At 63.9% G+C, this 13662-nt stretch carries 14 protein-coding genes; 7 read left to right on the top strand and 7 right to left on the bottom strand.

Annotated features, from left to right (window positions below):
• The first annotated feature begins 123 nt into the window (after positions 1-123).
• The 3 genes from RPG13_RS16495 to rsmA are packed head-to-tail and all read left to right on the top strand — an operon-like array spanning position 124 to position 2962.
• Positions 124-1059 (top strand): peptidylprolyl isomerase, encoded by a 936-nt coding sequence (locus tag RPG13_RS16495; protein ID WP_337125493.1) that lies wholly within the window; start codon positions 124-126, stop codon positions 1057-1059.
• A gap of 12 nt (positions 1060-1071) precedes the next feature.
• On the top strand, positions 1072-2100 hold the full coding sequence (pdxA, locus tag RPG13_RS16490) for a 4-hydroxythreonine-4-phosphate dehydrogenase PdxA (RefSeq protein WP_127292620.1): 1029 nt from the start codon (positions 1072-1074) through the stop codon (positions 2098-2100).
• A gap of 22 nt (positions 2101-2122) precedes the next feature.
• Positions 2123-2962: a 16S rRNA (adenine(1518)-N(6)/adenine(1519)-N(6))-dimethyltransferase RsmA gene (gene rsmA, locus RPG13_RS16485; RefSeq protein WP_337125492.1), complete on the top strand. Its 840-nt coding sequence runs from the start codon at positions 2123-2125 to the stop codon at positions 2960-2962.
• A 36-nt stretch (positions 2963-2998) separates the two neighbouring features.
• Here rsmA and gmk read toward each other — a convergent pair whose 3' ends face one another.
• The 7 genes from gmk to fabD form a co-directional block, all read right to left on the bottom strand.
• Positions 2999-3673: a guanylate kinase gene (gene gmk / locus RPG13_RS16480; RefSeq protein ID WP_164759298.1), complete on the bottom strand. Its 675-nt coding sequence runs from the start codon at positions 3671-3673 to the stop codon at positions 2999-3001.
• A 5-nt stretch (positions 3674-3678) separates the two neighbouring features.
• The gene (locus RPG13_RS16475) at positions 3679-4569 is read right to left on the bottom strand and encodes a YicC/YloC family endoribonuclease (protein WP_095483201.1); all 891 of its coding nucleotides are present in this window, start codon (positions 4567-4569) and stop codon (positions 3679-3681) included.
• A 177-nt stretch (positions 4570-4746) separates the two neighbouring features.
• Positions 4747-5973 carry an endolytic transglycosylase MltG gene (gene mltG / locus RPG13_RS16470; RefSeq protein ID WP_126107136.1) on the bottom strand — a complete coding sequence of 409 codons (1227 nt, stop codon included), beginning with the start codon at positions 5971-5973 and terminating at the stop codon, positions 4747-4749.
• A gap of 102 nt (positions 5974-6075) precedes the next feature.
• Complete coding sequence (gene fabF, locus RPG13_RS16465; RefSeq protein WP_126107137.1) at positions 6076-7338, bottom strand: beta-ketoacyl-ACP synthase II; 1263 nt, start codon at positions 7336-7338, stop codon at positions 6076-6078.
• 34 nt (positions 7339-7372) lie between these two features.
• Positions 7373-7609, bottom strand: coding sequence for an acyl carrier protein (locus tag RPG13_RS16460; RefSeq protein ID WP_006203723.1), 237 nt, complete (start codon positions 7607-7609; stop codon positions 7373-7375).
• Between the two features lie 189 nt (positions 7610-7798).
• Positions 7799-8536: a 3-oxoacyl-[acyl-carrier-protein] reductase gene (fabG, locus tag RPG13_RS16455; RefSeq protein ID WP_095483194.1), complete on the bottom strand. Its 738-nt coding sequence runs from the start codon at positions 8534-8536 to the stop codon at positions 7799-7801.
• A gap of 59 nt (positions 8537-8595) precedes the next feature.
• Positions 8596-9537 (bottom strand): ACP S-malonyltransferase, encoded by a 942-nt coding sequence (gene fabD / locus RPG13_RS16450; RefSeq protein ID WP_095483193.1) that lies wholly within the window; start codon positions 9535-9537, stop codon positions 8596-8598.
• A gap of 267 nt (positions 9538-9804) precedes the next feature.
• Between fabD and RPG13_RS16445 the strand changes: the two genes are divergently transcribed.
• The 4 genes from RPG13_RS16445 to rplI all read left to right on the top strand — a co-directional run bounded on the left by RPG13_RS16445 (position 9805) and on the right by rplI (position 13575).
• Complete coding sequence (locus tag RPG13_RS16445) at positions 9805-11730, top strand: LTA synthase family protein (protein ID WP_292216769.1); 1926 nt, start codon at positions 9805-9807, stop codon at positions 11728-11730.
• A 304-nt stretch (positions 11731-12034) separates the two neighbouring features.
• Entirely contained in the window at positions 12035-12529 is a 495-nt protein-coding gene (gene rpsF / locus RPG13_RS16440; RefSeq protein WP_029354402.1) for a 30S ribosomal protein S6, read from the top strand.
• A complete protein-coding gene (gene rpsR, locus RPG13_RS16435; RefSeq protein ID WP_006203718.1) occupies positions 12529-12777 on the top strand; it encodes a 30S ribosomal protein S18 in 249 nt (82 codons plus the stop codon). Before rpsF ends, rpsR begins: the two co-directional genes overlap by 1 nt.
• Positions 12778-12990: 213 nt before the next feature.
• On the top strand, positions 12991-13575 hold the full coding sequence (rplI, locus tag RPG13_RS16430) for a 50S ribosomal protein L9 (RefSeq protein WP_095483191.1): 585 nt from the start codon (positions 12991-12993) through the stop codon (positions 13573-13575).
• Positions 13576-13662 lie beyond the last annotated feature (87 nt).

The raw sequence follows: 13662 nt of genomic DNA, 5'->3' as shown, positions 1-13662 counted from the left end.
TACCTTGTGCGCCCAAGTGGACGCACGTCGCTCTAACGACATCGTTTCGCCGCATAGGGCAGGCACGGGTTTCAGCTCCCTCATAATGAGATAGAATTGGGCCGGAACCGAGATAGAATTGGGATGCTTTCGATGAGGAAATACCTCTTTTCGGCAGGGTTCGCGCTGCTGGTGGCGGCGACCTCGGCCTCGATCACCATGATGACGCCGCCGGCTTTCGCCAGTCAGATCAAATACGTTGTCAACAACGTACCGATCACCACCGGCGACATCCAGCATCGGGCTGCCTTCCTGCGCCTGCAGCGCAAGAAAGGCGACGCCGCCGACGAGATGATCGATCAGACGCTGCGCGTCGCCGAAGCCAAGCGTCTCGGCATCCGCATCAGCGACGCTCAGGTCGACGCCGCCTATCAGCGCTTTGCCACGACCAACAAGATGCAACTCAAGCAACTCGATGGCGTCATGGCGCAGTCCGGCGTCGGCAAGGAGCATTTCAAGGAGTTCATCCGCTCCCAGATGGCCTGGAATCAGGCGCTGACCGCGCGCCATCGCTCCGAGAGCGGCGGCGGCGCCATGAGCGAGCAGGACGCAGTCAGGCGCATGCTCGACAAGGGCGGCGCCAAGCCGACCGCCATGGAATACATGCTGCAGCAAGTCATCTTCGTCGTGCCGGCGGCCGAGCGCAGCGCTACGCTGTCCAAGCGCAAGCGCGAGGCTGACGCCATGCGCGCCCGCTTCAACGGCTGCAACACCTCGCGCGAATTTGCCAAGGGCCTGATCGACGTCACCGTTCGCGATCTCGGCCGGGTGCTGGCGCCGCAATTGCCGCCGGAATGGGCCGACCAGATCAAAGCCACCAAGGTCGGGGGTGCCACCAGCACGCGCGAGACGGATCGCGGGGTCGAGTTCATCGGCATCTGCTCGTCACGCGAAGTGTCCGACGACAAGGCCGCCCAGATGGTGTTCCAGAGCGAAGGCGCAACCGGCAAGGACGCCGACGAGCTCTCCAAGAAGTACGTCGAGGAGTTGCGGAAGAAAGCCCGCATCGTCGAGCGCTAAGACACCCTGGGCGTGCCAGAGATACAGCTTCCGCTGGCGTTGAGCGTCGGCGATCCGTCCGGCATCGGGCCGGAGATCGCCATTGCCGCCTGGCAGGCGCGCGACAGCGCCGGTGTGCCGCCCTTCTATCTTCTCGCCGATCCGGTGCTGATTGCCGCCCGGGCGCGCCGGCTCGGCGCCGATGTGCCAATCACCGAGACAATGCCAGCCGAAGCGGCGCGCGTCTTTGCAAGCGCCCTGCCCGTCGTGCCGCTTGTCGCCCGCTTCGTCGACGACCCCGGCCGGCCGGACCCAGCCAACGCCGCCGGCATAATCGAGGCGATCGACCGCGCTGTTGACGACTGCCTTGGCGGTCGCGCAGCGGCTGTCGTCACGTGCCCGATCGCCAAGAAGCCGCTCTACGATGCCGGTTTCCGTTTCCCCGGCCATACCGAGTATCTGGCGCATCTGGCGACGCTCCACACCGGCGCCGAAGCGATGCCGGTGATGATGCTTGCCGGTCCCGAGTTGCGCACGGTTCCGGTCACCATCCATATTGCGTTGAGCGAGGTGCCGAAAGCGCTGACGACGGACTTGATCGTTGCGACCGCCCGCATCACCGCCGCCGACCTCGGACATCGTTTCGGCATCGCCAAGCCTCGGCTTGCCATTGCCGGCCTCAATCCGCATGCCGGCGAAGGCGGCGCGATGGGCGCGGAGGACGAGCACATCATCCGCCCGGCGATCGACAGGTTGAGGGCGGAAGGCATCGATGCTTTCGGGCCGCTGCCGGCCGACACGCTGTTCCATGCCCGCGCCCGAACCGGCTACGATGTGGCGCTGTGCATGTACCACGACCAGGCGCTGATCCCGGCCAAGGCGCTGGCTTTCGACGAGGCGGTCAACGTCACGCTCGGCCTGCCCTTCATCCGCACCTCCCCGGATCACGGCACCGCCTTCGATATCGCCGGCAAGGGCATAGCCCGGGCCGACAGCCTGATCGCGGCGCTAAGGCTCGCCCGCAGGCTTGCCGACACCGGGACGAAGGCTGCCATCGCATGAGGCTTTGCACGAGAGCGGTCGCATGAGCATCGACGGGCTGCCGCCGTTGCGCGCGGTGATCGAACGCCATGGGCTGCAGGCGAAAAAGGCGCTTGGCCAGAATTTTCTGCTCGACCTCAATCTGACCGGCAAGATCGCGCGCACCGCCGGCGACCTGACGGACGCCACGGTGATCGAGGTCGGTCCGGGTCCAGGCGGCCTAACCCGGGCGCTGCTTTCCCACGGCGCTGGTCGGGTCATCGCCATCGAGCGCGACGAGCGCTGCCTGGCGGCGCTCGCGGAGGTGTCGGATCACTATCCGGGCCGTTTGGAGATCATTGCCGGCGATGCGCTGAAGACGGATTTTGCAGCGCTTGCCCAAGGGGCGCATGGGGGCAACGGATCTGTGAGGATCGTCGCCAACCTGCCCTACAACATCGGTACCGAGCTTTTGGTGCGCTGGCTGACCGTTGCCGATTGGCCGCCTTTCTACGCATCGATGACGCTGATGTTCCAGCGCGAGGTGGCCGAGCGCATCGTCGCCCGCCCCGGCAGCGATGCCTATGGCCGGTTGGGCGTGCTGGCAGGCTGGCGGACGGAGGCAAAGATCGCTTTCGACGTGCCGCCGCAAGCGTTCACGCCGCCGCCCAAGGTGGTGTCGTCGGTGGTGCATCTGGTGCCGCGGGCAAGTCCCCTGCCCGCCGAGGTCAAGAAGCTCAGCCGCGTCACCGAAGCGGCCTTCGGCCAACGCCGCAAAATGCTGCGCCAGAGCGTCAAGGGCCTCGGCGGCGAAGCCCTGCTCACGCGCGCCGGCATCGATCCGACGCGGCGCGCCGAAACGCTTGATATCGAAGAATTCGTGCGGTTGACCAACGCAGTGTAGCTCTCTTCTCCTCGTTTACGGGGAGAAGGAAGGCGCCTAATCCGTCTTCTCGTCGAGCAGGCCGGAGACGAAATCGAACAGGCCGGGCCGGCGGTCGCGCCTGAGTCGCTCGGCGATGACGATGCCGCGCACTTCGGCGAAGGCACGATCGAGATCGTCGTTGATGATGACGAAATCATATTCCTTCCAGTGCTCGATCTCGTTGCGGGCGTTCTTCAGACGCGTCTCGATCACCGATTCCTGGTCCTCGGCGCGGCGCTTCAGCCGTGCCTTCAATTCCTTCATCGAGGGCGGCAGGATGAAGATGGAAACGATATCGGCGCGCATCTTCTCCTTGAGCTGCTGGGCACCCTGCCAGTCGATGTCGAACAGCATGTCGCGGCCCTGTGCCAGCGCCAGTTCGGCCGGCTCACGCGGCGTCGCGTAGCAATTGCCATGCACTTCGGCCCATTCGAGCAGTTCGTCGGAATCGCGCAGCCGCTCGAACTCACGCATGGTGCGGAAATGATAATGGACGCCCTCGATTTCGCTGCCGCGGCGCGGCCGCGTCGTGACGGAGACCGACAGTTCGAGGCTAGAATCGCTTTCCAGGAGATTGCGCGCAATCGTCGACTTGCCGGCACCGGACGGCGACGACAGCACGAGCATCAGGCCCCGTCGGCGAATACGGGAGCCCAAATCCTTAGCAACCATCGGCTCCTTGGCGACCATCAGGGTTACTCCAGATTCTGGACCTGTTCGCGAAACTGGTCGACGACCGCCTTCAGCTCCAGCCCTATGGCGGTGACCGTAGCGGCGTTCGACTTCGAACACAGCGTATTCGATTCGCGGTTGAATTCCTGCGCCAGAAAATCGAGCTTGCGGCCGATGGCGCCGCCGCCTGCCAGCAGCACCCGGCCGGACGCGACATGCGTCTTCAGCCGGTCGATCTCCTCGCGGATGTCGGCCTTGGTGGCCAGGAACGCCGCTTCCATATGCAACCGGCTGGCGTCGAGATTGGCGGAGGCATCCATCAGCAGCCGGACCTGCTCGGCAATCCGTTCGCGGATCACCGCCGGCTCACGCGACGGATCGGCCTCGGCGCGCAGCGTCAGCGCCTCGATGGCGTCGATATGGCCGGACAGCAACGAGCGCAGTGCGGCGCCCTCGCCCTGGCGTGCCTGCTCCAGCCCGCCCAGCGACACTTCGAGCGCCGAGAGAATCGCGCTGTCGAGTGCCGCCCGCGCCTCTTCGGTTTCGGTGGTTTCGGGGATGTCGAGCACACCGCGTAGCGAAAGCAGCCCGTCGGCTGTCGCCGGCGCTGCGCCGAACTGCTCCTGCAGCCGCTTGGCCAACTCCGCCAGATCCCTCAGGAAGGCCTCGTTGACCACGGGCTGCGCCTGCTGGCCGGCGGCGCGGCCGACGGTCAGCGTTGCTTGGAAATTGCCGCGCGAGAAGCGCTTTTGCACCGTCTGTCTGACGGCCGGCTCCAGTCGCTCAAGGCCCTGCGGCAGCCGCAGCCTGACCTCGGCGCTCTTGCCGTTGACCGACTTGACCTCCCAGGCGATCGACGTGCCGTCATGTTCGGCGACAGCCCGTGCAAAACCGGTCATGCTCTGCAAATTCATGTTGCCCTTGCGACCCCCTGGCGCATGACCCCGGAAGCGATTCCGGCCAGATCATGCGGTTTCAAAATGCTGGAGCGCCTTTTCGCGCCGAATCGGACGCAAGGCGCTCCGGATTAAAAAATCGGCACGTCCCTGCCGTCAAACGAATCGGAGGGACGATCCCGGAACCGTCCGGCGCTACTGCGCCGCTCCCGTATCGCCGTCCACCGGCGCATCGGTCTGACCTTCCACTTTGGCGGCGTCGGCCTTGGCAGCGCCGGCCTTGGCGGCTTCATCGGCAAGCTTCTTCTGGAGAGCCCGGTAGCGGGCGACGTTCTCGTTGTGCTCGGCGAGCGTTGCAGCAAAGACGTGACCGCCGGTGCCGTCGGCGACGAAATAAAGGTCGTCGGTCTTCGACGGGTTGGCCACCGCTTCCAGCGCCGCACGGCCGGGATTGGCGATCGGCGTCGGCGGCAGGCCGTTGATCAGATAAGTGTTGTAGGGCGTCGGCTTCTTGATGTCCGACTGGTAGATCGGGCGGTCGGCGGGTTTGCCCTTGCCGCCGAACAGCCCATAGATAATGGTCGGATCTGACTGCAGCCGCATGCCCTTGGCCAGCCGGTTGAGGAAGACGGCGGCGACCCGTGAACGTTCGTCGCCCTTGCCCGTCTCCTTCTCGACGATCGAAGCCAGGATGACGAAGTCATCGACACTGGCCAGAGGCAGATCGGGAGCGCGCCGCTGCCAGACGTCGTCGACCAGCTTCTTCTGATCCGCCAAAAGCTTGTCGACCATCTGCTGGCGTGTCGCGCCGCGGGTGAAACGCAGCGTGTCGGTAGCAAGGCTGCCCTCGGGTGGAATGGTCGCAGGCATATCGCCGTCGAGCGCTGCCTGATCGGCGATGCGCTGCAGCGCCTGCTCGACGGTTAGCCCCTCGGGGACGGTCAGCGAATACATCACCGACTTGCCGCTCTTCAGCAGCTCCATGATGTCGCGCATGGAGGCCTGCGGCTTGATCTCGTATTCGCCGGCCTTCAGCGCGGCGTCATTGCCAAAGGCACGCACGCCAAGGCGGAAGATGCGCGCGTCGCTGATCAGTCCGCGCCGCTCGAGCTGCTCGGCAATTTCCTGGACGCCGGTGCTCGGTTTGACCAGGAAGGTGTCGGCATTGGCCGACGGGCCGGGCTCGTTGAATTCCTGCTTGCCGAAATACAATGCAAAGCCGGCCGCCAGAACCAACAGCATCACCAAGGAGATGACGAAGTTCATGAACACGACGAACTGGCTGCGCGAAGCGCGCGAGCGCTTGGGCGGCGGTGTGCCGGCTTCAGGCCGTAATGCCTCGCTGGCCGTCTTCGGCACGATCGGACCCGACGGTGCGGACCGTTGCCCGAATTCCCCGTTGTCCGCCGGATTTGTGTTCATGGCGCCCTACCGTTTGATCTTGCAACGAATCCCCTTGGGCAGAGTAGGGGCGAATATGGCAAAATTGACGACACGCGCTGACCGCGCCGGTCGACAGACCGGTCAGCCATTGTAGCGCTGGAAGACCAGCGAGGCGTTGGTGCCGCCGAAGCCGAAGGAATTGGACAGCGCCACGTCGATCTGGCGGGCCCGCGGCTTGTGCGGCACCAGGTCGATCGCCGTTTCGCGCTCCGGGTTGTCGAGATTGATGGTGGCCGGCGCGATGTTGTCGCGAATGGCGAGGATCGAAAAGATCGCCTCGGCGGCGCCCGCCGCACCCAGAAGATGGCCTATCGACGACTTGGTCGACGACATCGATATTTTCGACGCGGCGTTGCCGACCAGCCGTTCGACGGCGCCGAGCTCGATCGTGTCGGCCATGGTCGAGGTGCCGTGCGCGTTGATGTAGTCGACGTCTGCGGGCGTCAGCTTGGCCCGGTTCAGCGCCGCAACCATGCAGCGAAAGGCGCCGTCGCCATCTTCGGCCGGCGCAGTGATGTGATAGGCATCGCCGGTCAGACCGTAACCGGTTACCTCGGCATAGATCTTGGCGCCGCGCGCCTTGGCGTGCTCCAGCTCTTCCAGAATGACGACGCCGGCGCCTTCGCCCATGACGAAGCCGTCGCGGTCGCGATCATAGGGACGCGAAGCCGTCTCCGGAGCGTCGTTGCGGTCGGTGGACAGTGCACGGCAAGCAGCGAAACCGGCGATCGACAGCCGCGTCACCGGCGCTTCGGCACCGCCTGCGACCATTACGTCGGCATCGCCCCACATGATCAGCCGGGCGGCATCGCCGATGGCGTGCGCGCCGGTGGAGCAAGCGGTGACGACGGCGTGGTTGGGGCCTTTCAGCCCATGCCGGATCGAAACCTGGCCGGAGACGAGATTGATGATTTGGCCGGGGATGAAGAACGGGCTGATGCGGCGTGGTCCGCGCTCCTTCAGGATCATCGCGTTCTCGGCGATGCCTTCGATGCCACCGATGCCGGAGCCGATCAGCACGCCGGTGGCGCACTGCTCCTCATGCGTTTTCGGCGTCCACCCCGAATCCTTCAACGCCTCGTCGGCGGCCGCGATCCCGTAAAGGATGAAGTCGCCGATCTTGCGCAGTTCCTTCGGCTCGAGAACGGCCTCGGGATTGAAGGTGGCGTTATCACCGTTGCCGCGCGGAATGACGTGGGCGACCTTGCAGGCAAGATCCTCCACCTCGAACTCGGTGATGCGCTTGGCTGCGCTGCGGCCGGTCAGAAGCTCCTTCCAGCTATGCTCGAAGCCCATGCCGAACGGCGAAAGCAGCCCAAGGCCCGTGACGACGACACGCCTCATCGCAGGTCCTCCTCGGTGATGACTGCAAATAGCGTCAGGCCGAAGCCTTGTCGATGTACTTCACTGCATCGCCAACAGTCAGAATGGTTTCGGCCGCATCGTCGGGAATTTCGACGCCGAACTCTTCTTCGAACGCCATGACAAGTTCGACCGTGTCGAGGCTGTCCGCGCCCAGATCATCGATGAAGCTCGCCTGCTCCGTCACCTTATCGGCATCGACGCCAAGGTGCTCGATAACGATCTTCTTGACGCGCTCTGCGGTGTCACTCATTTGGGCATCCTCGTCTTTTGGTTGTCTGTCTTCGTTAGCGGGCAGAATGCCGCTAATCAAGCTGAAAGATGGTCCTGCCGGAAACGCAACGGCACCGGACCGGTTTTTGCCCGAACCGCCGGGTTGCGGGCCGCATTACACGAAAATCGGCCTGGGTCCAAGGCGAAAAGGCGGGTTTTCCCGCAACTGTCAAATCATCGCCATGCCGCCATTCACGTGGATGGTCTGGCCGGTGACATAGGCAGCTTCGTTGGAAGCAAGGTAGGCGACGGCGGAAGCGACTTCGGCGCTGGTGCCCATGCGCCGTGTCGGGATCGCCGCCATGATCGCCTCTTTCTGCTTGTCGTTGAGCTTGTCGGTCATCGCCGATTCGATGAAGCCCGGGGCGACGCAGTTGACGGTGATGTTGCGGGTGGCGATCTCCTGCGCCAGCGACTTGGAAAAGCCGATCATGCCGGCCTTGGAAGCGCAGTAATTGGTTTGGCCGGGATTGCCGGTGACGCCGACCACCGAGGTGATGTTGATGATGCGGCCGTGCCGGCGCCGCATCATCGGATGGGTGAGCTCGCGGGTCAGCCGGAACACGGCGGTCAGATTGACCTCGATCACGCTATCCCAGTCGGCGTCCGCCATGCGCACGAACAGCCCGTCCTTGGTGATGCCGGCGTTGTTGACGAGAATGTCGACACCTTCGAGATCGGCCTCGGCCTTCTGGCCGAGCGCCTTGACCTCGTCGCGGTTGGAAAGGTTGGCCGGGAACAGCTTGACCCGGTCGCCGAGCTCGGCGGCCAGCGTCTCCAGCTTTTCGACGCGGGTGCCGTGCAGGCCAACGATGGCGCCCTGCGCATGCAGCACCCGGGCGATCGCCTCGCCTATCCCTCCTGATGCGCCTGTGACGAGCGCCTTGCGGCCAGTCAATTCGAACATGTCTTGTCTCCTGATCTAAGAGAACACCCTTCACACGGGTGGGGTCAAATCGTGGCCGGTTATGCGAGCGCCGCCAATGCCGCCTCGACATCCGCCGCCGTGCCGACAGCGCCTGTGGCGATATCGCGGTTGATGCGCCGAGCCAGTCCCGACAGCACCTTGCCTGCGCCCACCTCGTAAAGCGTCGCAACGCCATTCGCGCCGAACCACTCCACCGTCTCGCGCCAGCGCACGCGGCCGGTCACCTGTTCGACCAGGCGGCGGGCGATGGCGTCGGGATCGCTGGACGGGGTGACCGACACGTTGGAGACTACAGGCACGAACGGCGCGTTCTTCGTCACCCCGGCCAGCGCCTCGCGCATGATCTCGGCCGCCGGTGTCATCAGTGCCGAATGGAAAGGCGCAGAAACTTGCAGCATCAGCGCCCGCTTGGCGCCCTTTTCCGTGCACAGCTTCGCCGCCAGTTCAACCGCCGCCCTGGCGCCGGAGATCACCAACTGGCCACCGCCATTGTCGTTGGCGATCTGGCAAACTGAATCTTTGGCCGCTTCAGCGCAGGCGGCTTCGACATCGGCCTGTTCCAGCCCGATGATCGCCGCCATGGCGCCCTCGCCGGCCGGCACTGCCGCTTGCATGGCATTGCCGCGGATACGCAAGAGCCGGGCGGCATCGGCGATCGAGACGAAACCGGCGGCAGCAAGTGCCGAATACTCGCCGAGCGAATGGCCGGCGACATAGGCGACCTTGTCCTTCAGCGAGAAGCCGCGCGATTCCATAGCCCGGATTGCGGCAAGCGACACAGCCATCAGCGCCGGCTGGGCATTGGCGGTCAGCGTCAGCGTCTCTTCCGGCCCTTCCCAGATCAGCTTCGACAGGTTTTCGCCGAGCGCGTCGTCGACCTCTTCGAAGATCTTCCGCGATTCCGGAAAGGCGTCGGCGAGGTCCTTGCCCATGCCGACAGCCTGGCTGCCCTGTCCCGGAAAGGTGAATGCGACGGCCATCTGTGGCTCCTAAGCGGCTGATTTTTCCTGCCTGTGACGCAAGGCAGGCGGGCAAGTCAAGTCCGCCATCAGCCCAACTCAGGCCGCTCCGGCTCGGCATCGCTGGCCGAGTGCCTGTTCCAAAAGGCTTTTTGTCGATCACTCATGATGAAAATCGCTCACGATTCGTTTGCTGGCTCTTCTTATTTCAGCCACAGGCGCTAGCTTTTTGTGACATATCGATGACAGCTCAATGACGCTTTTGTGTATGGTCGGGGGAATTGTAAGTTGGCAAGGACTAGGAAAGGCGCCGGCAAGGCCGCGCCACAGTTTCTGGAAGGCGATCCGGCCACCGGCTATCTGCCGGGCCGGAAATGGCCCGTTATCCGCTATGGCCTCGTCAGCCTGCTCGCTGCCGCCATTCTGGTGTTTGCGGTCGAACTGATCGTGCGCGGCGACTTTGCCGGCACCGTCGCCTTCTTCCTGCAGCCGTTCAAGCCGGGCTGGACCACCATCATCATTTTCGCGTTGATCCTCATCGGTCTCGATGCCGTGCTCGGCCGCAGCCACCAGAGCCTGATGATCGTCGCGCCGCTGACGCTGGCGCTGGCCTTTGTCGGCCATCAGAAATCGCTCTATCTCGGCGATCCGCTCTATCCGACCGATTTCTTGTATTCACGCCAGATCGTGGCGCTGATGCCGCTTCTGGTGCGCGAACGCCCGGGGACCGCCATCGCTATGGCGGTCGGCATCGTTGGCGGCCTATCGCTGCTCGTCTATGGCTGGCGACTATGGCGCCGCCGGGTACCGGCGCTCAGCCGTAAGGGCCGCCTTGCCCGGCTGACATTGACAGTGCCGCTGCTCGCCTTCTTCGTCTCAATCATGGATTACGCGACCTTCTCGTGGACGCGTGACCGGTTGCAGATCATCCCGATCATGTGGGACCAGAAGGAAAACTACGCCTCCAACGGCTTCGCGCTCGCCTTCGCGCTCAACGTGCCGATGGCCCACGTCTCGGCGCCTGCGGGCTATTCCGACAAGTCGATCGCGGCAATCGACAGGCCTGACGTGACGGTCTCCGTACCGGCCGAGAAGCCCGATATCATCATCGTCATGAGCGAATCCTTCTGGGATCCGACCGAGTTGCCCGGCGTCACCATCACGCCCGATCCGATTCCCAATGTGCGGACGCTGCGCTCGGGCTCGATGTTCTCGCCCGAATTCGGCGGCATGACCGCCAATGTCGAGTTCGAGGCGCTGACCGGCTTTTCCAATGCCTTCCTGCCGGCCGGCAGCATCCCTTACCAGCAATATGTCCGCGCGCCGGTGCCGTCGATGGCCACGTTCCTGAAGAGCCAAGGCTATGAGACGCGCGCCATCCATCCGGGCACGAGCTGGTTCTGGAACCGCACGCCGGTCTATGCGGATTTCGGTTTCGACGACTTCAAGTCGGAGGAAAACCTGCCATATCTCGAAAAGCGCGGGCCGCTGGCCTCGGACGCGGCGATGACCGACGAGATCATCCGCGAGGCCGACGCCACCGACGATCCGTTCTTCTTCTTCGCCGTCAGCCTGCAGAACCACGGTCCCTATGAGCCGAATCGCTACTACAATCCGACCCACAAGGTGCAGGCGCCGACCAGCCAATGGGCGAAGGATTCGCTGCTGAGCTTCACAGAGGGAGCATCCGACGCCGACAAGGGCCTCGAGCGCCTTGTCGAATGGGCGAAGAACCGCCAGCGGCCGACGGTCATCGCCTTCTTCGGCGACCATCTGCCGCCGCTCGGTCCGGTCTATGTCGAAACCGGCTTCCTAAAGGACAATGTCGCGCCGCGCAAGGAGTCGCCTGACCAGATGCTGCGGCATCACCAGACGCCGCTGATCGTATGGTCGAACCGCACCGGACCGGCCGCGGAAATGGGCGCGGTAAGCCCCGCCTTCCTGCCCTACCATATCCTGACCACGGCCGGGATCAGCCACCCCTATTACACCGGCTTCCTCGGCCAGATGCGCGAGCATTACCGTGTCGTCGACCGCAATCTGCTGTTGACGCCGGCGGGCGAAGCCACGCCGGACTGGGCGCGCAAGAAGAAAATCGACCCGGCCATTCGCGATTTCCGCCTGCTGCAATACGACATGATGTTCGGCAAGCGCCACGCAGCGCCCGATTTCTTCCCGGAAACGGTGAAGAAGCTGGTCCCGCATACAAGCTAAAGCTGCCGCGCGACATGTCGTCCTTGCAGCGGCGGATTTTCGGCTCGCCCTTGCCATCCAGCCGGATTCCTGTATAGACGCCCGCAATCTGCCGGTCCTTGCTGGGGGCTGAACGGAGGGCCGGAGGTTTTTCGAAACCTTCGTGTGGGGCCAGAAGCGCTTCCGCCTCCCGTGTCTCCGCTCTCGACCGTCTCGTCATGCTCCTTTCTTCCCCGCCTCCTTTAGGGATCGGCGGGTCAGAGAAGTTGCAGAGGCTTTTGCCGCCGGGAACCGGGAGAGAAACGAAGAAAGGCAAAAGAACAATATGGCTCTTTACGAACATGTGTTTCTTGCCCGGCAGGACCTCTCGCAGCAGCAGGTCGATGCGCTTGTCGAACAGTACAAGGGCGTCATCTCAGCTAATGGCGGGTCCGTCGGCCGGGTCGAGAACTGGGGACTGAAGTCCCTCACCTACCGGGTCAACAAGAACCGGAAGGCATACTATACGCTGATGGACATCACCTGCCCGCCGGCCGCGCTCAACGAGATGGAGCGCCAGATGGGCCTGTCCGAAGATGTGCTGCGTTTCCTCACCATCAAGGTCGATGCGCATGAGGAAGGCCCGTCGGCGATGATGCAGAAGCGCGAAGAGCGCTCGGAACGCGGTGGCTTCGGCGACCGTGACCGCGGCCCGCGCTCGTTCGGCGACCGCGATCGCGGCGACCGTGGCGATCGTCCGCCGCGCAGCTTCGGTGGCGACGCCGGTGCAGACCGTGGCCCGCGCCGTCCGCGCGAAGGTGTTGAAGGGGGTGCAGAATAATGGTCGACATCAACCAGATCCCGACCCGGCGCCCGTTCCATCGCCGCCGCAAGACTTGCCCGTTCTCCGGCGCCAACGCGCCCAAGATCGACTACAAGGACGTACGTCTTCTGCAGCGCTACATTTCCGAGCGCGGCAAGATCGTGCCGTCGCGCATCACCGCCGTCAGCCAGAAGAAGCAGCGCGAACTCGCCAAGGCGATCAAGCGCGCCCGCTTCCTTGGCCTGCTGCCCTACGTGGTTCGCTAACACTCTTTCAGCGGGCGGTTCGCCGCCCGCTTTTTCCCACGGCGACGGGCGCCGCGGGGTCTACCATCAAATCCCGGGTTGAGGTGAAGACCTCTAACTGCCGCGACAGGCAGGACAGCGACATTGGCGGCGACGCCCTCTGCTTCCTGACCTGTTCCAGACAATTCGGCGTCGATGCCAGTGATTTTGGCGCCCAAACGAAGGAACAAAACCATGGACGTCATTCTTCTCGAGCGCGTTTCCCGCCTCGGCCAGATGGGCGACACCGTCAAGGTCAAGGATGGATTCGCCCGCAACTTCCTGCTGCCGCAGGGCAAGGCGCTGCGCGCCAACGAAGCCAACAAAAAGAAGTTCGAAGGCCAGCGCGCCCAGCTCGAAGCCCGTAACCTCGAGCGCAAGTCCGAGGCCACGCAGGTTTCGGAAAAGCTCGACGGCAAGAGCTTCATCGCCGTGCGTTCGGCCGGCGAAACCGGCCAGCTCTACGGCTCGGTGTCGACCCGCGACATCGCCGAGTTGCTGACGGCGGAAGGCTTTTCGGTCAACCGCAACCAGATCCTGCTCAACCAGCCGATCAAGACCATCGGTCTTACCAATGTGGCGATCGCGCTGCATCCGGAAGTCGAGGTCACCATCACGCTCAACATCGCCCGCACGGCCGACGAAGCCGAGCGCCAGGCCAAGGGCGAGATGCTGACCACCGCCGAAGCCATCTATGGCGAAGACATCAATGACAATGCGCGCCCTGACAACTTCTTCGACCCCAATGCCGAGTTCGAAGGCGGTGAAGACAACGGCTGATTGCACGTCACAGGGCGTCAGCGCGGCGCTCTAAACAATTTCGTCGGCTTCCAGTTATTTCTGGACCAATGCCCGGGCGCCTCGCCC

Origin of the sequence: Mesorhizobium sp. ISC15 (genome assembly GCF_037162615.1) — a bacterium.
In the GTDB taxonomy this organism is placed as follows: domain Bacteria; phylum Pseudomonadota; class Alphaproteobacteria; order Rhizobiales; family Rhizobiaceae; genus Mesorhizobium; species Mesorhizobium mediterraneum.
This window is presented reverse-complemented; position numbering and strand designations above follow the sequence as displayed.